General features: G+C 62.7%; 24 protein-coding genes. 20 read left to right on the top strand and 4 right to left on the bottom strand.

What is annotated here, in order from left to right; all coding sequences use genetic code 11:
- Positions 1-316: 316 nt before the first annotated feature.
- The 3 genes from L3X40_RS08510 to L3X40_RS08500 all read left to right on the top strand — a co-directional run bounded on the left by L3X40_RS08510 (position 317) and on the right by L3X40_RS08500 (position 4,495).
- Positions 317-2,197, top strand: coding sequence for a strawberry notch C-terminal domain-containing protein (locus tag L3X40_RS08510; RefSeq protein ID WP_237365216.1), 1,881 nt, complete (start codon positions 317-319; stop codon positions 2,195-2,197).
- An 11-nt stretch (positions 2,198-2,208) separates the two neighbouring features.
- Positions 2,209-3,255: a DUF7146 domain-containing protein gene (locus L3X40_RS08505; protein ID WP_237365209.1), complete on the top strand. Its 1,047-nt coding sequence runs from the start codon at positions 2,209-2,211 to the stop codon at positions 3,253-3,255.
- Between the two features lie 310 nt (positions 3,256-3,565).
- Positions 3,566-4,495, top strand: a complete 930-nt coding sequence (locus tag L3X40_RS08500) for a DUF2493 domain-containing protein (RefSeq protein WP_237365208.1) — start codon at positions 3,566-3,568, stop codon at positions 4,493-4,495.
- A 16-nt stretch (positions 4,496-4,511) separates the two neighbouring features.
- Here L3X40_RS08500 and L3X40_RS08495 read toward each other — a convergent pair whose 3' ends face one another.
- Both L3X40_RS08495 and L3X40_RS08490 read right to left on the bottom strand, forming a co-directional pair.
- Positions 4,512-4,901 (bottom strand): type II toxin-antitoxin system VapC family toxin, encoded by a 390-nt coding sequence (locus L3X40_RS08495; RefSeq protein WP_237365207.1) that lies wholly within the window; start codon positions 4,899-4,901, stop codon positions 4,512-4,514.
- Positions 4,898-5,146: an AbrB/MazE/SpoVT family DNA-binding domain-containing protein gene (locus tag L3X40_RS08490; RefSeq protein ID WP_237365206.1), complete on the bottom strand. Its 249-nt coding sequence runs from the start codon at positions 5,144-5,146 to the stop codon at positions 4,898-4,900. The genes L3X40_RS08495 and L3X40_RS08490 overlap by 4 nt, the downstream gene beginning before the upstream one ends.
- A 712-nt stretch (positions 5,147-5,858) precedes the next feature.
- On the opposite strand from L3X40_RS08490, the gene L3X40_RS08485 reads away from it, so the two are divergent.
- Entirely contained in the window at positions 5,859-6,179 is a 321-nt protein-coding gene (locus tag L3X40_RS08485) for a DUF736 family protein (protein WP_237365205.1), read from the top strand.
- A 37-nt stretch (positions 6,180-6,216) separates the two neighbouring features.
- Here the strand turns inward: L3X40_RS08485 and L3X40_RS08480 are convergent, their stop codons facing one another.
- Both L3X40_RS08480 and L3X40_RS08475 read right to left on the bottom strand, forming a co-directional pair.
- Complete coding sequence (locus L3X40_RS08480) at positions 6,217-6,591, bottom strand: nuclear transport factor 2 family protein (protein ID WP_272907934.1); 375 nt, start codon at positions 6,589-6,591, stop codon at positions 6,217-6,219.
- A gap of 19 nt (positions 6,592-6,610) precedes the next feature.
- On the bottom strand, positions 6,611-6,886 hold the full coding sequence (locus tag L3X40_RS08475; RefSeq protein WP_237365203.1) for an HU family DNA-binding protein: 276 nt from the start codon (positions 6,884-6,886) through the stop codon (positions 6,611-6,613).
- A 403-nt stretch (positions 6,887-7,289) separates the two neighbouring features.
- Between L3X40_RS08475 and L3X40_RS08470 the strand changes: the two genes are divergently transcribed.
- The 16 genes from L3X40_RS08470 (at position 7,290) to L3X40_RS08390 (ending at position 19,417) form a co-directional block, all read left to right on the top strand.
- On the top strand, positions 7,290-7,457 hold the full coding sequence (locus L3X40_RS08470) for a hypothetical protein (RefSeq protein ID WP_237365202.1): 168 nt from the start codon (positions 7,290-7,292) through the stop codon (positions 7,455-7,457).
- A gap of 150 nt (positions 7,458-7,607) precedes the next feature.
- Positions 7,608-8,060, top strand: a complete 453-nt coding sequence (locus L3X40_RS08465) for a hypothetical protein (RefSeq protein ID WP_237365201.1) — start codon at positions 7,608-7,610, stop codon at positions 8,058-8,060.
- Between the two features lie 444 nt (positions 8,061-8,504).
- Positions 8,505-8,822, top strand: a complete 318-nt coding sequence (locus L3X40_RS08460) for a DUF736 domain-containing protein (protein WP_237365215.1) — start codon at positions 8,505-8,507, stop codon at positions 8,820-8,822.
- An 88-nt stretch (positions 8,823-8,910) separates the two neighbouring features.
- Positions 8,911-9,123, top strand: a complete 213-nt coding sequence (locus L3X40_RS08455; protein ID WP_237365200.1) for a helix-turn-helix domain-containing protein — start codon at positions 8,911-8,913, stop codon at positions 9,121-9,123.
- Positions 9,124-9,258: 135 nt separating this feature from the next.
- Positions 9,259-9,537, top strand: coding sequence for a DUF2285 domain-containing protein (locus L3X40_RS08450; RefSeq protein ID WP_237365199.1), 279 nt, complete (start codon positions 9,259-9,261; stop codon positions 9,535-9,537).
- Between the two features lie 110 nt (positions 9,538-9,647).
- Positions 9,648-9,863 (top strand): transcriptional regulator domain-containing protein, encoded by a 216-nt coding sequence (locus tag L3X40_RS08445; RefSeq protein WP_237365198.1) that lies wholly within the window; start codon positions 9,648-9,650, stop codon positions 9,861-9,863.
- A gap of 142 nt (positions 9,864-10,005) precedes the next feature.
- The gene (locus L3X40_RS08440) at positions 10,006-10,413 is read left to right on the top strand and encodes a DUF2285 domain-containing protein (protein ID WP_237365197.1); all 408 of its coding nucleotides are present in this window, start codon (positions 10,006-10,008) and stop codon (positions 10,411-10,413) included.
- 118 nt (positions 10,414-10,531) lie between these two features.
- On the top strand, positions 10,532-10,831 hold the full coding sequence (locus L3X40_RS08435) for a helix-turn-helix transcriptional regulator (RefSeq protein ID WP_237365196.1): 300 nt from the start codon (positions 10,532-10,534) through the stop codon (positions 10,829-10,831).
- A 5-nt stretch (positions 10,832-10,836) separates the two neighbouring features.
- A complete protein-coding gene (locus L3X40_RS08430) occupies positions 10,837-11,721 on the top strand; it encodes a replication initiator protein A (RefSeq protein ID WP_237365195.1) in 885 nt (294 codons plus the stop codon).
- Positions 11,722-11,947: 226 nt separating this feature from the next.
- Entirely contained in the window at positions 11,948-12,685 is a 738-nt protein-coding gene (locus tag L3X40_RS08425; RefSeq protein ID WP_237365194.1) for a DNA-methyltransferase, read from the top strand.
- A complete protein-coding gene (locus L3X40_RS08420; RefSeq protein WP_445177166.1) occupies positions 12,682-13,200 on the top strand; it encodes a DUF2840 domain-containing protein in 519 nt (172 codons plus the stop codon). Before L3X40_RS08425 ends, L3X40_RS08420 begins: the two co-directional genes overlap by 4 nt.
- Complete coding sequence (locus tag L3X40_RS22415; RefSeq protein ID WP_338331136.1) at positions 13,197-14,129, top strand: DUF736 family protein; 933 nt, start codon at positions 13,197-13,199, stop codon at positions 14,127-14,129. Before L3X40_RS08420 ends, L3X40_RS22415 begins: the two co-directional genes overlap by 4 nt.
- 67 nt (positions 14,130-14,196) lie before the next feature.
- Positions 14,197-14,919, top strand: a complete 723-nt coding sequence (locus tag L3X40_RS08405) for a lytic transglycosylase domain-containing protein (RefSeq protein ID WP_338331135.1) — start codon at positions 14,197-14,199, stop codon at positions 14,917-14,919.
- A gap of 244 nt (positions 14,920-15,163) precedes the next feature.
- Positions 15,164-16,909, top strand: coding sequence for a DUF3363 domain-containing protein (locus L3X40_RS08400; RefSeq protein WP_237365193.1), 1,746 nt, complete (start codon positions 15,164-15,166; stop codon positions 16,907-16,909).
- A 34-nt stretch (positions 16,910-16,943) separates the two neighbouring features.
- A complete protein-coding gene (locus L3X40_RS08395) occupies positions 16,944-19,010 on the top strand; it encodes a conjugal transfer protein TraG (RefSeq protein ID WP_237365192.1) in 2,067 nt (688 codons plus the stop codon).
- Positions 19,007-19,417 carry a CopG family transcriptional regulator gene (locus L3X40_RS08390; RefSeq protein ID WP_237365191.1) on the top strand — a complete coding sequence of 137 codons (411 nt, stop codon included), beginning with the start codon at positions 19,007-19,009 and terminating at the stop codon, positions 19,415-19,417. Before L3X40_RS08395 ends, L3X40_RS08390 begins: the two co-directional genes overlap by 4 nt.
- Positions 19,418-19,764 lie beyond the last annotated feature (347 nt).

Raw genomic sequence — 19,764 nt, 5'->3', positions numbered from 1 at the left:
GAAGGACGTGGCGGGGTGTTCCGCGGCTTTGCGGGCCTGCGCCGCGTTCCTTCACATTATCGCGACCTCGCGATAAGAGGTGATCCACAATAATCTCGACGCGGCCCTCGAAGCCGCCGGCGTCACCAGCGCATCCCATGGCACGCTCAACCGGCAGGCCAAGGCGCAGGCCAAATCCGCCTATCAGGGTATGCTTCAGCGCTTCTTCAACCACCTCATCACCAGCATGCAGACGCCCGCCGTCATCGCCAGCATCGCGCGCGACCTGGAGGCAGGCCATGCAGCAGTGGTCCAGATCGTCTCGACCGGCGAGGCAATGCAGGAACGCCGCCTTGCCGAGATCCCGGCCGACGAATGGCATGATGTGTCGGTGGACATCACGCCGAGGGACGGCGTTCTCTCTTACCTCCAGCACAGTTTCCCGGTGCAGCTCTACGAGCCGTTCTCCGATGGCGACGGCAATCTCTCCTCCCGGCCGGTCAGCGACGAGAATGGTGTGCCCGTCGTCAATCGCGAGGCGGTACGCCGCCGCGATGCTATGATCGAGCGGCTCGCAGCGCTGCCACCGGTGCCCGGCGCGCTCGATCAGATCGTCCAGCATTTCGGGACGGACAGGGTGGCGGAGGTCACAGGCCGCTCGCGTCGCGTCGTGCCGAAGAAGAATGACGATGGTTCCGTTCGTTTTGCGGTCGAGAATCGTCCGGCTTCGGCTGCCCTCCATGAGACCGATGCGTTCCAGCAGGACAGGAAGCAGATTCTCGTCTTCTCCGAAGCCGGCGGCACCGGGCGGTCCTATCATGCCGATCTCGGCGCGATGAACCAGCGGCGGCGCATCCATTATCTGCTCGAAGCCGGATGGAAGGCCGATGCCGCGATCCAGGGCTTCGGGAGGACCAACCGCACCAATCAGAAGCAGCCCCCGCTATTCCGGCCGGTCTCCACCGATGTGAAGGCGCAAAAGCGCTTCATCTCGACGATCGCTCGGCGCCTCGATTCGCTGGGCGCGATCACGCGCGGCCAGCGCCAGACCGGCGGGCAGAATATGTTCAGCGCGGCGGACAATCTGGAGAGCTGGTATGCGCGCGATGCGCTGCGCCAGCTCTATGTGCTGCTCTCGCGCGGCAAGGTCGAGGGCTGCTCGCTCGATCGCTTCGAGGCGGCGACCGGCCTGTCGCTGATCGACAGCGACGGCGGCCTGCGCGACGAGCTGCCCGGCATCAACATCTTCCTGAACCGGATGCTGGCGCTGACGGTCGATATGCAGAACCTGCTGTTCGAGGCGTTCGAAGGGCTGCTCACTGCGCGGATCGAACAGGCGCAGGCGTCCGGCAGCTATGAGGTTGGGCTGGAGACGTTGCAGGCCGAGAGCTTCCGTATTGTCGGGCGTGCGCCGATCTATACGCATCCAGGCACCGGGGCGCAGACCGCGCTGCTCACCATCGAGCGTAAGGATCGGCTGATGCCGCTCTCGCTCGCCGATGCGCTATCACAAGTCGACGATCGCGGAGCCAAGCTGCTGGTGAACGTGAAGACCGGCCGGGCAGCCGTCCAGCGCCGGGCGCGCAGCGTCACCGATGATGACGGTGCGATCCACCCGCGCGTGCGGCTCATCTGGCCGCTGACCGACAGCGTGATGGCGACCGAGATGCTGAGCGCGAGCCAGTGGGAGGAGGCCGACCAAGCGACCTTCAGCGCTGCATGGCAAGCCGAACTTGCCGGACTGCCGAGCCATGAGGCCTCGACCCTGCACATGGTCTCGGGGCTGCTGCTCCCGATCTGGAAGCTGTTGCCTGACGAGTCGACGCGGGTCTACCGGCTCCAGAGCGATGACGGCGAGCGTGTCATCGGCCGCCGGGTGTCCCCGGCATGGGCCGCGCGCGTCGCCAATGACGACGATGTGCCGGTGCGCATAACCGGCGAGAAAGCGCTTGCCATGCTGATGTCGGGTGAAGTCGCGCTGCATCTGGCGCAGAACCAGAAACTCCAGCGCGTCCGGGCGATGAACGAATGGCGGATCGAACTCACCGGGTTCAACGATCTGGGTATCGAGCGCCTCAAAGCCATGGGGTTGATCTCGGAGATCGTCTCGTGGAAGCTTAAGCTCTACGTGCCGACAGGGGCTGTCGGCGCCGGCGTACTGGACGGCCTGTTCGATCGTTTCCCGGTCGAGAAGCTTTCCTCGCGCAAGGCAGCCTGAGGAGCCCCGTCATGCAAAGTCCAGCCAGCCAGATCGCCTGCCGCCTTGCCGATAACGCGGAGGGCGTCTGCCGCCATTATCTCTCGAAGGGCCACAAGGAGGGCCGATACTGGCTGGTGGGCGATGTCCATAACACGCCGGGGCGCAGCCTCTATGTCCGTCTCGCTGCGTCCCCCGACGGACGCGGCGCGGCTGGCAAATGGACCGACGCGCAAAATGGCGACCATGGCGACCTGCTCGACATCATCGCCGTCGCCCGAGGATGCCGGACCATGCGCGAGACACTCGACGAGGCCCGGCGTTTCCTCAGTCTGCCGATACCAGCACCGAGCGAGGACCGGCCTGTCCGACGAACAAAGGCGCCAACCGGCACACCGGAGGCGGCACGGCGACTGAATGCGGCCGCAAAGCCGATCGAGGGCAGTCTGGTGCGAACCTATCTCGCGTCCCGGCACATCACCAATCTCACCGGCAGCGAGGCGCTGCGCTTCCATCGCCATTGCTGGTATCGAGCATCGGACGAGGACGCCCCAGGCGTCCGCCCCGCATGGCCGGCGATGATCGCGGCGGTCACCGATCTCGATGGCAGCATCACGGGAATTCATCGCACCTGGCTCGCACTCGACGGTTCGGGCAAAGCGCCGGTCGCATATCCTCGCCGCGCCATGGGCCATCTGCTCGGAAACGGGGTGCGGTTCGGGCAGAGCGGAGCCGTGATGATGGCGGGCGAAGGCATCGAGACCATGCTGTCGCTGCGTCAGATCATACCCGCGATGCCGGGAATCGCGGGACTCTCGGCCGCCCATCTCGCCGCTATCCGGTTCCCGGCGGGCTTGAAGCGCCTCTATGTCGCGCGCGACGACGATCCGGCCGGTGCGGGCGCACTCACGACGCTGACCGAACGGGCGATCCAGGCGGGCATCGCGGTCGTGCCTCTCGAGCCGAGGCTGGGGGACTTCAACGACGATCTTGTCGCCTTCGGCAAGGAGCGACTGGCGGCGATCCTGCGGGTTCAACTCCAGCCCAGCGATGCCGGGCATTTCCTGAAGCACGGGTAATCGACGGGGCAACGCATGGCCCCGGTCACGCCGGCTCGCCATCCACTCCGATTTTGTCAGGGACACCGCGCACTCGGCCTTCGTCAGAGGGCGACTGCGGCAAGCGGCCCGGGACGGCAATGGCTTATCAGCGGCCATTTTCCACCGGGGCTGCGCCCCTTTGCATCGCGAAGCAAAATGGCCGCTTTCCGCCATCCTCCGCTGCGCTTCGGCCGCGCCCAAGAAGCGCGGTTCTGTCCCGCACCGCCCGCCGCTCCCCGTCGCCACGAAGGCCGCGAGAGGCGCGGCTGTCAGACGACGGAGATACAAGATGGCGAGCGATCATGACAACGAGCGCGAGGCACAGCCCGGTTCAACCGCCTATCTGCTTCAGGAAATGCAGCTTTACGGCCACCGGCCGTTCGAAGATGAGCCCGATCATCGGCCCCTGCCAGACGATCGCATCGCAGGCGGCGCGGTCGCCGAGATGTTCGACGCGCTCGTCTCCTGCCTCACCGACACGCGGATCGAACCCGACCTTGAGGATCTGGCCTGGGGTATCGTCAATGTCTTCCACCGCGCCGGCGAACGGATCGAACGCGAACTCGACGACAACGAGCAGGCGCAGAAGCGAATGCAGCGCGAACAGGATGGCAGCGAGGTAAAGTCGGTCGAGCTGGAACGCTGCATCGCCGAAGGCATCACGATGCTCGAACGCCGCGACACCATGGAATTCTTCCGCGATGCCGCCGCCGAGCAGCACCGCATCCACATCCGCAAGCCCTGGCTGCCCCGCTCCGGGCCGATGGTCAACCGCAAGGCGCTCACCTCTGCGGTGCTCGACAGCCGCAAACAGCTTGACGGTCGCGCCTATCAGGACGCGCTGGTACTGAATCCCGAGGGTGTGCGCATCGCCTTCTCCGGCGGGGCCGACTATAATGATCACCAGCGCATCTATGCGGTGCTCGACAAGGTCCACGCGCAACTGCCGCAGATGATCCTGCTGCATGGGAGCACGCCGACCGGCGCGGAACGCATCGCCGCCTGCTGGGCACGTGACCGCAAGGTTCCCCAAAAGCCATACAAGCCCGATTGGAACCGGCATAAGAAGGCCGCGCCGTTCAAACGCAACGATGCGATGCTCGAGGATATGCCGAGGGGCGTGATCGTGTTTCCGGGCACCGGCATCCAGGATAATCTCGCCGACAAGGCCCGCAAAATGGGCATCCGCATCTGGGATTTCCGCGAACGCAGTGGCTGACGCTGCGCTGTGCTCGTCAGCGGATCACAACGACCTCGACCTTGGCGGCGTCGGCCACGCCCCGCCAAGCCTTGTCGGCGGTCCAGGCCGGCAGGCCATCGCGAATAGCCAGGGCGAGGCAAAAGCGATCCCCCAGCGACAATCCGGCGTCGGCGGTCACAGCCCGCAAGCGTCCCGCGAGCTGCGCCAGTGCCTTGTCGGCCGGAACAATGGTCATCGGCAGAGGATCGAGCATCGCGTCGACTTCGCGCTCAGGCATGCCGAGCCGGATATAATGGCTGACGACTTCGGCGTAATTGACGGCGCCGATCCGGGAGGAGGCGATGACGTCGGCGACCCTGCCGCCGCCGGGTTCCTCGTTGAGCATGGCAAGAAGAGCAGAGGCATCAAGAACGAGATCGCTCATTCGCCGCTCTCCGTCCGGCGATGCGCGATGAAGGCTTCGCTCGACGCTTCGTCCGCTTGGTCTTTGGTGTAGCGCTTCGCAATGGCCCGGGCGTGCGCCACCGCCTGCGCGGCGGTACGCAGCACCACGCCGTCTTCGGTTTCTTCAAGAAACACGGCGCCGCCGTCACTCAGCCCAAGCCGTTTGCGCAGATCGGCGGGCAGGCTCATCCGTCCGTTGGGTGTGATGTTGACCTGTATCGTCACGACCAACTCCATTCTGTCAATACTCTCATAATGGAAATCATATTGCATTTTTTGGCTTAAATCCATGAATGTGTCACGAATGGCAGATAATGACATATTCTACGAACATGATTTACCGAAACGAGCATGAGAGATGCCGCTTACGATCTGGGCAAAAAAAGCGGGGCAAAGGATGATCGTGATGCTTTTTCCAGGGCACTGTCCTGACGTTTGACAGCATCATTTCGTCGTCTCGCCAAACCCTGGCGGGCCAACAGCCGAATAGGCGGCGGGGGGCGAACCTTCGTCATCCAACCTCCGCCCGGCGCAGCGAAGCCGCAAACCCGATCGACCGCAACAGCCGAGGACACCAATATGCCGAGCCAGACTTGGGCGGACACGATCCAGCGCCGGGCCAGCATCCAGTCTTGCGGAAACTGCGTGGGTGCGTTTCCTGCCTGCGAGCAGGGCGATGGCTGGGAACAGTGACGTAGAATGCAACGCAACGGCTGACATCATTCTGCACAGGCGGGCGGTGGCCAGGGCCAACGAACCTCTCCGGCTATTGGAGACCGTCCCCTCATCTGTCGCCTGCATACGATCCTCGGCGTGCCTTGGCCGTCAACCCCGCAAGAGGGTTCCCTTCCGCTTACGCTCCAGTGACGTCAGCAATCCGGGCTCTTCTTTGGGCGCCATCGGGGGCGGTCCCCGAGCAACCGAAGGAGTTTTGATCATGGCCACTATCGCCAACCTCAACGTGAAGACCGACGGCAGCCTCGAAGGCACGCTGGCAACGCTCAACGTCACCGCGCCGATCGCCATCGTCCCCAATGCGCGCAAGATGAAGGAGAGCGAACCCGACTTCCGGATCATCAGCCGCAAGAACGGCTTCGAGCTGGGAGCTGGCTGGAACCGCTACTCGCAGACCACGGGCGCCGAATATGTCTCGGTGTCGCTGTCCGCTCCGGAGTTCGGGACCATCTACGGCAATGTCGCCAACGCGCCGGGCGACGACCCGATGAAGAAGGTCATCATCTGGAACCCGCCGGCCTGATCCGGCACCGGCCCCGCCTTTGGGCGGGGCCGGGCCTTCATGTGTTTGATGCCAGCTGCGAGCAGTGTGCGATCTCGACCTGCCATCCGGCCGTCTTACAATGCCACAGCCGCGTATAGGCAAACCTGCCCTGGAACGGCTGACCCGCATAACGTCCGTCCAGATCGACTGTCACGCAGACGCAGGCAGTCTCGCCCATAGGGCGCACGATGCGATCCCCGACGATGCGGATATCGTGGACGATCAGCAGGCCGGAATTATGGGCCGCGAGGTCGTCATCCTTCGTCAGGCGCACGCCGTCCTGATTGGTGAAGACGAGTGTATCGCTGAGCAAAACGTCCAGTTCCGCGGCATCGCTCTTGAGCATCGCCTGACGCAGCCGTTCCTCAAGCTCGCCGACCTGTGCGACGATATCCAGGATGTCGTAGACCTCAGCCGTTCACCTTGTCCTTCACCGCCTTGGCGGGCGCGAAGGTCAGCTTTTTCGATGCAGCGATTTGGATGGTTTCTCCATTTGCCGGATTGCGACCCTCGCGCGCCGGGCTGTCCTTCACCTTGAACTTGCCGAAACCGTTCAGCGAGATTTCTTCGCCCTTGACGGCCGCCTCGGCAATCGCCGCGAAGACGCCGTCGACATATTTGCGCGCGTCTGCCTTGGTGATGCCGTTTCCAGTCGCAAGCGCCTCGGCCAGATCATTGTTGTTCACGAAAATCTCCACTCTTTATGTCTGTACCGCCAGGCCCCGACTCATGTCCGTTCCGGACGGCGCGACAATCCCTACGCAGCCCCCACGTCACGGTCATCTTCTCTCTTGCATCGCCCTGTGGTGCAGTCAGACGGGCAGTGCGGGTCGGGGAAGGTTCCAGGCGACCGACCGGGCTGCTGGGCACAAGGATGCTCTCTTCGGACACGAATACCACCGCCGCTCTCGATAGGCGCTGATCCCTTGGCCGCAGTCAGGCCTCCTTCAATCAACCCGTAAAGGGTCCGCTACGCTTTGCGTGCGGCCGCTTCGGCCAGGCCCTGCGCGGTGATTGCGGCCAGCCCCCGGCCGCCGGGGCACCTGTCGAGCGGGGATGGTCTCCGCTCCTGAGACAGGAGTTCACCCCATGCCGCTCAAGACCGCCCAGTCGCTCGCCTGGAACCTCGCGAAAACGCTCATGACGGTCATCGTTCTCGTGCGGACCGACAACGGCAACTACGCGGTGATGCCCTGGAACGAATTCGACGGCAATCCTGCGAACGTGGTGCGGGAATATGACCCATTTCCATCCTGATCGGCAGAAACGTGTTCGCCAGGAAAGCGGAGCATTTTCCGGTTTCGTTCACCATATCCCGACGCTATTCTCGTCCTCGCAATGCAAGCGCTGTGGAGGTGGTGGAGAGCGCGTCCGACGATCATTCGTCATTCGGAAGGACGCACATCGATGACCATCTTTCTCGTTCTCGGCCTTTTTGCTGGCCTTTATATGATCTGGTTGCTGTTCAGCCTTGCCGTGTACGCGCTGCCGGTCGGCGCTGGCATCGCTCTGGCTTTGTGGTTGCACGACCATAGTTACGGATATCCGGTAGCAATTCTCGGTGGCCTGGGAGTGGGAATGGCTGTCCTGATTGTCGGGCAGTTTCTGCTTTCTGTCGTTTGTTCGCCGGCAATCAGAATGATGATTGGCCTTCTGTTTGCGGTTCCGGCCGGTGTCGCAGGCTATCATGCCGTGGAGGCTGTGTTGCAACTTGCCATTGACGCCGGCCCGCTGCTTTCCGCTCTAAGTTGGGCCGGAGGGCTCGTCATTGCTGCGACGGCCTGGAAGCGGCTGGCCTGTCCGGCACTTACCGAAGCAGCGCCGCAGCCTTATTCGCGGTCGATTGCAAGCGCCGACTAGGCGGCATCATCTCTTCGCTAGCCGTTTCAAAGCGATTGCGCTTCGCTCTTGCTGAACGGCTGACGGGAGGCATAATTCGTCGGCAGATCGGCGGCGATGCAGCGATCCGAATACACTCTCGAATTTCAGGTCTGGCACTTCCGGTTCTTCACCAGCGTGCCGACGTCTCAGCAGTTCCTGTTCTCAAGCCCCTTGCAACCCGGCCTCGTCGAGATGCGCTCATTGGCCATCAGGACGCTGTCGCTCGCCCGGCTTGCCGCAACGACCCGTCCGCGGACTTCCTTCCCCACGGCGTTCCACCGTTCCTCGCGCGACAAGAAACTCCGGTCCAGGCCGTCCTCCGCTTGCGCTGCGGGCCTCCGGCTGCACCGCCGGTCGCCTGCCGGCTGGTCTGGCGCATCGAGGCCGCAATGGGTGCGGCTCGAAGTGAAAGGAACAGCTAAAATGGCAAAGATCGGCAGCTTCACGAAGATTTCAGGCGAGCTCAGGGGCCAGATCATCACGCTCTCCATTCAGGCCCAATCGGTTCGCATCGTTGCGGACGAACAGGCCAGCGGTAATGCGCCCAGCCACCGCGTCTATGCCGGCGAGGCAGAAGTTGGCGCTGCCTGGAGCAAGCGTACAAGCGACGACCGGCCCTATCTCTCGATAAAACTCGACGATCCCAGTTTCACCGCTCCCATTTTCGCACAGCTCTTCAGCGGCGAGGATGGCGAATATGACCTGGTCTGGAGCCGGCAGACAAGACGGGACCGCGACTGACCGGCGAAAGCGTCATCCGACAGATCGGGTGACGCTTTCCCTACTATACTAGGTGGTGATATGGAGGGGGGCAAGCAACGTCCCTCCCATGACACTCCGGGAGATCGTTGCTAAGAATCTGAGGCAGTTGCGGCAGGCAAAGGGCTTGTCGCAGGAGGAGTTGGCGCATCGTGCCGGACTGGACCGAAACTATATCGGCAATCTTGAACGCATGCAGAATTCGCCGACCGTCGATACGCTCGAGCGCATCGCGAGCGAGCTTGACTGCGATCCCGCCGCGTTTTTCTCACGGTCTGAATAAGCGTTCGACGCAGCCCCTTCGCTTCGTCCATTCTGGATGGTATCGAGCGCACCCTGTTTGCCACCATCACAGAATCTGGCGCAGCCGCAGCCGTAGCGGTGCCTCAGGGATTTTGCTTGCCAGGAGCATCGGGGCGTGAATCAACCGGCCTTCTTGGAAGTTCCTCCGCAGGGGCAAGTCGTCACTGATTATGATTTGACCCATCTACGCACCTACTTGCGCTTGCTTGATGCGAGCGCGGATGAAACCGCGACATGGCAGGAAGCGATCCAGATCATTTTTCATGTCGATCCGATCCGCGATCGAGACCGGGCTCGGCGATTGTACGAAAGTCACTTGGCGCGCGCGCGCTGGATGAGTGAAGCCGGATACCGCCAGTTGGCGGCCTTTGAACAGTTTTGCTGGAAGCGGTGAGTCAAGAGCCCCATTTTGCGCTGACTGGACATATCGGGGCCCTGTAATTCTGGAATAACCCCTTCATTCTTCCTCGCTTTCTACACGATAGAAAAACAGGGGAGGAATTGATGCCGCCAGCTTCGGACTGGCGCGTGGACGATCCCGCGCCGAACGTCAGCACACTAGATCTGTCTGGTTATGCCTTCGAGTTTCTCAGGCGAAACGCGGATTTCGTGAAGGATTGGTCGAACCGCTCCACTCGCGACAGCACCCAGGATGGCCTTATCGCCAAACGCTGGGGGTTGCGATTTCGTCCTGGACCCCCGCCAACCAGCGCCCCCTGACCGACCCATCTGGCGAGCCGAGGCGCATCCCTTCGTTGTCCTCATCGGTTCATCGCCTTACGGCTTTTCTCCAGAAGCCCGTATCGATCCGGACAGCCTTCGCGAGGTCTCGCTCCGCTTCGCGGGCGAGGATGGCCTCCATATGACCATCGGTATCGGACGCAACGTCCTGCGTCTGCGCTTCGAGCCGGGACTTAGCGAACCGGGCGCTATCCTGCTCCCGCCCGAGCCGTGCGCGCGGGTGCGCGCACAGGCATCGATCTGGTTCCTCCGCTGGTTGCGGGGACGCTCGCGCGTCCCGTCGCCCGAAGCCGCAAGGCTGACCGACTTTCGCAGGCAACGGCTGCAAATGCTTTTGCAGTTGCTCGACGGTCAAAACGCCGGCGCATCGCCGCGCGAACTTGCCGAGCTTCTTATTGATCCATCCCTTTCATCGCTCTCGGCCGCGGCATGGGCCGATTGCTCGGAGCGGAAAAAGATCGGCCGCTGGACGAAGGAAGCGAACTGGCTCGTCCGCAGCGGTTATCGCGATCTCCTTCAGGGCCGCTGACTATGGGACATTTTTTAATCACTGCCCTGTCCCTTCTTTCCTGGCTGGCCCTCCGACAGCTTGACCTCCTCATCGCCGGTGAACGCCGCCGTTTCCGGCCCCTATCAGGAGGACGCCCATGCAATCGCGCGAGAGCGGCTCTACGCCGCGATACCTTAAAGAGGCCGACCCGGCGGCCGTCGTTCGGCCGCAATATCTGAAGACTCCGGATGCGGCGACGCATCTGGGCCTTTCTCCGCGCACCCTCGAAAAACATCGCTGCTACGGCACGGGTCCGGTTTATCGGCGGCTTGGCGGACGGATCGTCTATGCCATCGCAGATCTCGACGCCTGGGCAGCACTCGGTACGCGCCGTTCGACTTCCGATCCCGGCGTCGGCACCGTGCATCCCGCCAAGCGCATCGCGGGATTGGACTGATCGCGATGCCAAGGCCCACGACCTTTGCGTCCGCCGAACGCGCGCAACTTGAGCTGTTCCGCTCGGTTCCCGGCGATCTGGCGGTGCGTGACGCACAGGATCTTATGTCCTGGCCGTTTTTCAGTCTCGCCAAGCGCAAGAGGACTGCGCCCATCGACTTCCGTATGGGTGACACCTGGATTTCGGTCGAAGCCGTACCCGAACATGGCATGGCGACCATCTGGGACGCGGATGTTCTGATCTGGGCCGCGAGCCAGATCGTCGAGGCGGGCGATGCAGGCCGTCCCACATCGCGCCTATTGGTAACTACCCCACACGAAATCCTCAGATTCATCGGGCGCGGAACCGGTCGTGATCATTATGATCGGCTCAAGGCTGCACTCGACCGGCTGCAGTCGACCACAGTCGCAACATCGATCCGCCAGCAACATCAGCGGCGGCGCCACCGCTTCTCATGGATCAACGAATGGCGCGAACTGGTCGATGATGGCGGACGGGCGCTTGGCATCGAACTGATCTTGCCTGACTGGTTCTACGCCGGCGTCGTCGATCGCGCGCTCGTGCTGACGATCGACCGGGCATATTTCAATCTCTCCGGTGGTCTTGAACGCTGGCTCTATCGCATTGTGCGCAAGCATGGCGGTCACCAGTCCGGCGGCTGGAGCTTCGACATCGCGCATCTGTACAGGAAATCAGGCGCACTCTCGCCGCTTAAGCAATTCGCGTTCGAGGTGCGCGGTATCGTCCGCCGTCAGGCGCTTCCCGGCTACACTCTGGCCAGTGAATATGCGTTCGGCCGCGAGCGGCTGAACTTCGTCGCCGTGCCCGTCGATCCGCTCGATCGCGCCATGCGCCGCCTGAAGCTCAAGCCTGTGGGTAACCGGCCATGAGACTCGGCCTATTGAAAACCGTGACGCTCGGCCGATTAAAAACCGCAGATTCGGCCTATTGGAAACCCCGCGATCTTGCGACTCGCAGGAAATCTGCGCCAAATCAGCCTCCTACTAACGTTGCTAACAATGAGTCCTTCGGACTCTTTCTAACGCGCTACCGCTTTGTGGACGGTTTGCGCGACAAAGGCAGCCCAACTGCCGCCAGCTTTCCTGGGGGGCGGTCATGCCCGCACATGCGCCGTTCGACATGATTCTTGCCGATCCGCCTTATGGTGACACATCGCTCGTCTGGGATCGGCGCGTCGAAGGCTGGCTCGCGCTTGCCCGGCAGGCACTCGCTCCATCGGGCTCGCTCTGGCTGTTCGGATCGTTGCGTAGCTTCATCGGCGTGGCGCAAGAATTGGCGGCGGTTGGACTTCGCTATGCGCAGGAGGTGGTCTGGGAGAAGCAGAACGGTAGTGCTTTCCATGCCGATCGCTTCAAGCGCGTTCACGAACTCGCCGTGCAATTCTATCGTGACGACGCGGCCTGGACCGGCATCTACAACGACGTTCAGACAACGCCCGACGCGATCACCCGGACCGTCCGGCGCAAGCGTCGTCCGCCTCACACCGGCCATATTGAGGCGGGCCACTATGTAAGCGAGGACGGTGGGCCGCGTCTGATGCGCTCGGTCATCTACGCGCGCAATTGCCACGGACGGGCCATCCATCCGACCGAAAAACCGGTTGGGCTCCTCGAAATCCTGATCCGCACGAGCTGTCCGCCTGGCGGGTTGGTCGGCGACTGGTTCGCAGGCTCCGGCGCTGCCGGCGAAACCTGCCGCGCAACGGGTCGGCGCTATCTCGGCTGCGAAATCGACGCGCCCATGGCGGTGCGCGCCAACGACCGCATCGCCTCCACTTTGCCGCTCGGCGGCGCGCCGACAGCTTCCCTTCATCTTCCCGGAGACTTCCTGTGAGTCATTCCCCGCGTGACGAACGCCAGCCTGCGCGCGCAACGCCGCCGCTCCGCAACGGTCGTACTGAGATCGAGCTGATCTGGATCGAGAAGCGGCTCGAGCACTGGATTCGCTTCGGCCGTATCGCGGGCGAGCGCATCGTCAGCCGCAAAACCCGTGTGCTCGCCTTCCGGCCTGATGCGATCGTCGCGTTCATCCGCTGGTCCGCCAACGACTATGGCACGATCCATTCGCGAATCGACATAGTGCGGGCTGTACGTGCCGGCGAGCCCTATACGACCGTGCCCTTCGTGCGCCCAGGCGGCGAGTTGCTGCTCTCGATCAAAGGCTGGCCCAAGGTCCGGCAGGTGATTGAAGCGATCGATCAGGTCGAGGCCGAAGGACTCGACCCCTGCGACATCGCGCCGGAACATTGGCGGCATGTCCACAACCGGATGAGCGCTGGAGAGGCCGCGCGTGCCTATACAATGGAACGTCACAGGGCCTGGCTCAAGCGTAAGGCACTGGGACAATGATTGCCGGCCGGCTGTTACGGGTGCTACCGCATCTCACCGGCGCGGTGGTCGGCCTTACGCTGGTCGCGGCCGTCCTGCCGCTGCCCAAACTGCTGCTGTGGAACGCCAGCGCAAGTGCACCGATAGGGCTTTATCGCATCAATCCGCTAGGCGAGCCTGCGATCGGTGACGTCGTCGTTGTCACGCCGCCGCCAGCGCTGGCTCGGTTTATGGCAGAGCGTCAATATTTGCCGATCGGCGTGCCGCTGCTCAAGCATATCGCCGCCCGCCCGGGCTCCCTCATCTGCCGCCACGATGCGGCGGTGACGATCGATGGGCGCCTAGTCGCTGCGGCGCGCACGTCTGACAGCCGTGGACGGCCGTTGCCGGTCTGGCGCGGCTGCCGCCACCTGCATGCAGACGAACTGTTCCTGTTGAACGCCGCGCCCGACAGTCTCGATGGGCGCTACTTTGGGCCAATCTCGGCCTCCGGACTGATCGGCCGCGCGTCACCCATCCTCACCCGCGACACACCAGACGCGCCACTGCGCTGGCGCGGCTGCGCCCCGCACTGCCTCTCTCACCAGCGAAGAAGGAGATTTCCCGTGCAGATAGGGTCTTTTCATCAAGACGGCGACGCCTTTGTCGGCCGCATACGCACGCTCACGCTCGATGTCGCGTTGCAGCTTGTGCCGACCGGCTTCACCGGACACGGCCGCGCTCCGGACTGGCGCATCCATCTTACTGATGAAGGCGCGCCTGATGGCAGCGGTCCCGAGGTCGGATCTGGCTGGAACCATGACGGCAAGTCCGGTGCCTTCGTCACATTACAACTTGATTGTCCGGGCTTCGCCCGTCCGATCCGCGCCAATCTGCTGCGCTCCAATCGCGGTGACGAGGGCCATGTCCTGCTCTGGTCGCCGCGTCTGCGGCGTCCCAAAGCGGACTGAACTGATGCGCACCTGCTTGTCATCACGCTGCCGGTCCTGTGCGGTTCGTCTCACTGGCGCATCGGCCTTGACCGGAACCTTGTCCTTCCTCTTCCCGGCCATGTCTATGCTCGCCGCCGTGCCCGCCGTAGCAGCGACCGTGCATCCCTATGGTGCTTACGTGACCGAGGCGGCCGCGCGGTTCGGCATTCCGGAAGCGTGGATATGGGCGGTGATGCGCGCCGAAAGCAATGGCGATCGGACGGCGATCTCGCGGGCCGGTGCCATGGGACTCATGCAGATCATGCCCGGCACCTGGGGTAATCTGACGGCGACCTATGGTCTCGGTGACAATCCATGGGATGTACGCGCGAACATCCATGCCGGTGCGGCCTATCTGCGTGCGATGTTCGATCGCTATGGCGATCTTACCGCCGCGCTGGCTGCCTATAATGCGGGGCCGAGTCGCGTCGATAACTGGCGTCGGCGCGGTCTTCCGCTCCCCCCCGAAACGATCGCCTATGTTACGAAGGTTGCGCCGATGCTCGGCACAGCCAGCATCGCTTCGCCTGCTATCGTGCCTGCCCCTCCGCGTCCGGTTGCGCCATCCTGGCAAGACGCGACGTTGTTCGTGCAGCGCGATGAGGGCACGCTGGATCGCGACCAACCAGCTGTCGATCCTGCACCCACCGCGCAGCCGGGCGGCATTCCTTCCGCGCCCGTCCCATCACCGTCAAGCGAGCCGCCGCGTCCTTCATCGTCTGGTTCGCACGGTCTCTTCGTCCCGATTTCCGGACGGAGTGAACGATGAGCGGCCATGGCGATCGCTGGCGTTGTCAGGCGTGGGATTTGCAGCGTTTGAGTAGGAAGCAACCAACTGCAATCGAAAGAAAAAATGGATGGCGAGATAAAAGGGATGCCACCTGCGGAGCTTCATGTGGTTGTAAGTCTGGGAGGTTTTCGGGTGGCACCGGATTTGGTCCGGTGGCGCGATTTTATGATTATCGCGTGACATCAATATATTGGCGGGTGGCAACCCGGATTCCGGGGCTGCAATGACCAGCGACGAGGATGATTTCCGGGTTCAACCGGGAAGGAGCCGCGACGCGGGCCGGGGATCGGGACGCAAGGTCCACAGCCTCGCGGCCCAGGTTCGCCGGGCTGCGGCGAAGGCGGGCCATAGCCGCCGGGGGCCAGCGCGCGGCCGGGGCACCGGGCACCATGGCCGCGGTCGCATCGCACGGCTGCGCACCCGGGTTCCGGCCAACGCCCGTCGCGTCGTCATCAAGGCCCGTGTGGTTCGGCATAAGGGGGCGAAGTTTCGCTCGGCGCCCCTGGCCCGTCACCTCGCCTATCTCAAGCGCGACGGCGTCACCCGCGATGGACGCGAGGCCTCGATGTTCGATGCCCGCACGGATCAGGCCGATGGCGATGCCTTCGCCGAGCGCTGCGAGGATGACCGGCACCATTTCCGTTTTATCGTGTCGCCTGAGGATGCCGCGCAGATGTCGGATCTTCGTGCTTTCACGCACGAACTGATGGACGACATGGCGCGCGACCTTGGCACCCGGCTCGACTGGGTGGCGGTCGATCACTGGAACACTGACAATCCCCATATTCATATTCTTGTTCGCGGCGTTGACGAGAGCGGCGGCGATCTAGTCATCGATCGCGACTACATCCGTGAAGGGATGCGCGGCCGTGCTGAGGAGCGCATCACCGCCGAGCTGGGGCTGCGCACCGAGCAGGAAATCCACACCGCGCTCGAAAGGGAGGTGGATGCCGATCGTTGGACCAGCCTCGACCGGCGACTGGTGGGACTGACCGATGAAGTGACCGGTCTGGTCGATCTGCGTCCGGGCAGCGATGATGATCCAGAAATGCGCCGCCTGTTGTTGGGCCGCGCTGGCAAGCTGGAGCGGCTCGGACTGGCCGACAAGGAAGGTCCGGCGATCTGGTCGGTGAAGCCGGAAGCTGAGCGGACACTGCGCCATCTCTCCATTCGAGGCGACATCATCAAGACAATGCATCGAGCAATGAGCGATGGGGGACGACCGATCGATCCGGCCAGTTTCGCGCTGCACGGCAAGACCCCCGCAAACCCAATCATAGGTCGGCTGCTCGAGCGCGGCCTTCATGATGAACTCGCCGGCACCGCCTATGCCGTTATCGAAGGCGCGGAGGGGCAAACGCATCATCTACGCTTCGACGATATGGAGATGACCGGAGATGCCAAAGCCGGTGCGATCGTCGAGACGCGGAGCTGGAAAGATACCAGGGGCAACACGCGGCTGTCGCTGGCCACGCGTTCAGACCTCTCCCTCGCCGAGCAAGTCAAGGCGCCCGGCGCGACCTGGCTAGACCGCCAACTCATTTCCCGCGAACCGCTCGCGACCGGCGGCGGGTTCGGAGTTGAGATCCGGGACGCGATGGAAGCACGGTCCCTGCACCTCGAAGCTGCTGGCCTCGCGCAGCGCCGCGGCGCCGGTTTCCTCTTCGCCCGCGACCTGATCAATACACTCAAGGACAACGAGGTGAACGCTGAGATCGAGGCGATCGGCCAGCGCACCGGTCTTTCGCATAAACCGTCGTCAGCCGGCGACTATGTGAGCGGCGTCTATCGCGAGCGGGTGACCCTCGCCTCGGGGCGGTTCGCGATGATCGACGACGGCTTAGGGTTCCAACTCGTCCCCTGGCGCCCGGCGCTCGATCAGCATCTGGGCCGGCACATTAGCGGCACGATGACCCCCGGCGGCAGTGTCGACTGGTCGCTCGGCCGCGGCCGGGGACTGGGCCTGTGATCTTTCAAATCATCATAACAAGGAGCTTCGTCTCATGAACGCGACCCGCATTCTCTGGGGCCAGGTCATTGCCGTCTTCGGTATCACGCTTGCGGGCATTTGGGCTGCAACCCAATGGACTGCCCATGCGCTCGCCTATCAACCCGAACTGGGTGACCCCTGGTTCTGGCTCGGACCATGGCCAATTTATCCGCCGCCAGCCTTCTTCTGGTGGTGGTTTGCTTATGATGCCTATGCGCCCACGATCTTCGAGACCGGCGCGTTTATCGCGGTGTCGGGAGCCATGTCCGCCGTTGTGGTCGCGATCGCCATGTCAGTCTGGCGCGCGCGCGAAGAAAAGAAATCCGAGACCTACGGTTCAGCGCGTTGGGCTAACGTCAAGGAAATACGCAAGGCGGGTCTTTATGCAGACGACGGTGTAGTGATCGGATGGCACGAGAAGCGCTACTTGCGCCACGATGGCCCCGAGCACGTGCTGTGCTTCGCGCCGACGCGGTCTGGCAAAGGTGTCGGACTCGTTATCCCCTCGCTGCTCACTTGGCCGGGAAGCTGCATTATCCATGACATCAAGGGCGAGAACTGGCAGCTAACTGCTGGGTTTCGAGCCCGGCATGGACGGGTGTTGCTGTTCGATCCCACCAATCCAGCCTCCAATCGCTACAACCCGTTGCTGGAGGTACGGAAAGGCGAATGGGAGGTGCGCGACGTCCAGAATGTCGCCGATGTGCTAATTGATCCCGAAGGATCACTGGAGAAGCGCAACCATTGGGAAAAGACCAGTCACGCTCTGCTGGTCGGCGCCATCCTCCATGTCCTTTATGCGGAGCCGAACAAGACGCTCGCCGGTGTCGCCGCCTTCCTCTCCGACCCTCGGCGTTCGATAGAGACTACGCTGCACAGGATGAAAGCGACCCCCCATCTGGGAGAGGCGGGCGTCCATCCTGTGGTGGCCGCCGCCGCGCAGGAACTGCTCAACAAGTCCGATAACGAACGATCGGGCGTGCTTTCGACCGCGATGTCGTTCCTTGGCCTCTATCGCGATCCCGTGATCGCGAAGGTGACGGGTGCATCGGATTGGCGCATCGACGATCTCGTCCATTCGCCCGTGCCGGTCTCGCTCTATCTCGTTATTCCACCGTCCGATATCAGCCGGACCAAGCCGCTGGTCCGCCTGATGCTCAACCAGATCGGCCGGCGCTTGACCGAGGAACTGACGGTGAAGGACCAACGCCAGCGGCTACTGTTCATGCTCGACGAATTTCCGGCGCTGGGACGGCTCGACTTCTTCGAAAGCGCGCTGGCCTATGTCGCCGGCTACGGGATCAAGACGTTCCTCATCGCCCAGAGCCTCAATCAGATCGAGAAGGCTTACGGGCAGAACAACTCGATCCTCGACAATTGTCATGTGCGCGTGGCCTTCGCCGCCAACGACGATCGTACTGCCAAGCGTGTATCCGATGCGCTCGGTACAGCTACCGAGCAGCGGTCGATGAAGAACTATGCGGGTCACAGGCTCTCGCCCTGGCTCGGTCATGTCATGATCTCGCGTACCGAGACCGCACGTCCCCTGATGACTCCAGGCGAAGTTCAACAGTTCTCGCCCGACGAGGAGATCGTCTTTGTGGCGAGTACACCACCCATTCGCGCGACGAAGGCGCGGTACTATCTCGATGCCCGTTTCCGTGCCCGGCTTCTACCACCACCGGAACCGGTGCCACTCCAACCCGCTTTGCGCCCGAAGGATGACTGGTCCGGACTGGAACCGGTCACAGCGACACCCATGTCGGATCCTTCCAAGGACGAGACAACGGTCGGGAAGTTCAAAACTGAAGAAGAGCCCGGCCCATTCGGCGGCGCGCGGCGATCATCCAGCGAGAACGACTCCGATAGTGACCCGGCCAATTCCGGTATCCGCCGAGAGCCCGAACTAGGCGAACATGAAGAAATTGCACGCCCTCCAGAGTCAGCAGATAATGACAGCTCTTCAACCGACGACGGCCAAGATGAGGAGGCCGCGCGCACAAAACGTCAGATTGATCACACTATGCGCCACAACGCCCGGAATGCTTCACTCGATCCCGATGACGGAATCGTGCTATGACTGATGGCCACGTCAAACGCAGCATCCGCCTGCGCGGTGATCTCGCCCGCAGGCTCGCCAACCATGCCGACGCGCGGCGCACTACCCAAGCCGCCATCATAGAGGCCGCTTTAGATACCTTTCTGTCGCCCGATGCCTCCGACCGTCTTGAAGCGGCGCTTGCCCGTCGTCTGGACCGGTTGACCCGCGATCTTGGACGCGTCGAATGGCATGTTGAATTATCCAATGAGACGCTCGCCCTGTTTGTCCGCAACTGGCTCAGCGCGACGCCCCTTATACCCTCTAGCGCTGATCAGGCCACAAGGGCGCAGGGACGGGAGCGATGGGAGCGTTTTATCGACACACTGACCCGACGAATGGAAATTGGCCCAAGATTGAAGAACGAATTGTCCGAGGATCGAAAGTAATATCTATTCTACAACATCTATGCGGTCGCCCGCTGACAGTCGGAGGCATAACAGGTATAGGCGCTTTCGAGTGCGTTCGCGTTCCGCAAGTCGTGTGGCGTAAACGGGTGAGATCCGGCGAAGCGTCTTCCATATGGTCGACCTGTCGGGCTCTGCGGCAGCATCGCGCGAGACGTTGCGCACCCGCTGCCGAAATGGCCTCGGAAATGGCACTGTATCCTTCACTACCCCGCGACAGGTTTTCGAACGAGACCGGATAATTCGCGGTCAACCCGGTCAAGATGAAGGTTTTGTAAACTAAATTACCCCTACGTCGCGGCAGCTAAAACAGTAGAGGGGGCCGGAAA

The sequence above is a fragment of the Rhizorhapis sp. SPR117 genome (assembly GCF_021742065.1).
Note: the sequence above shows the minus strand (reverse complement) of the source record. Positions and strands in the feature narration are given on the sequence as shown.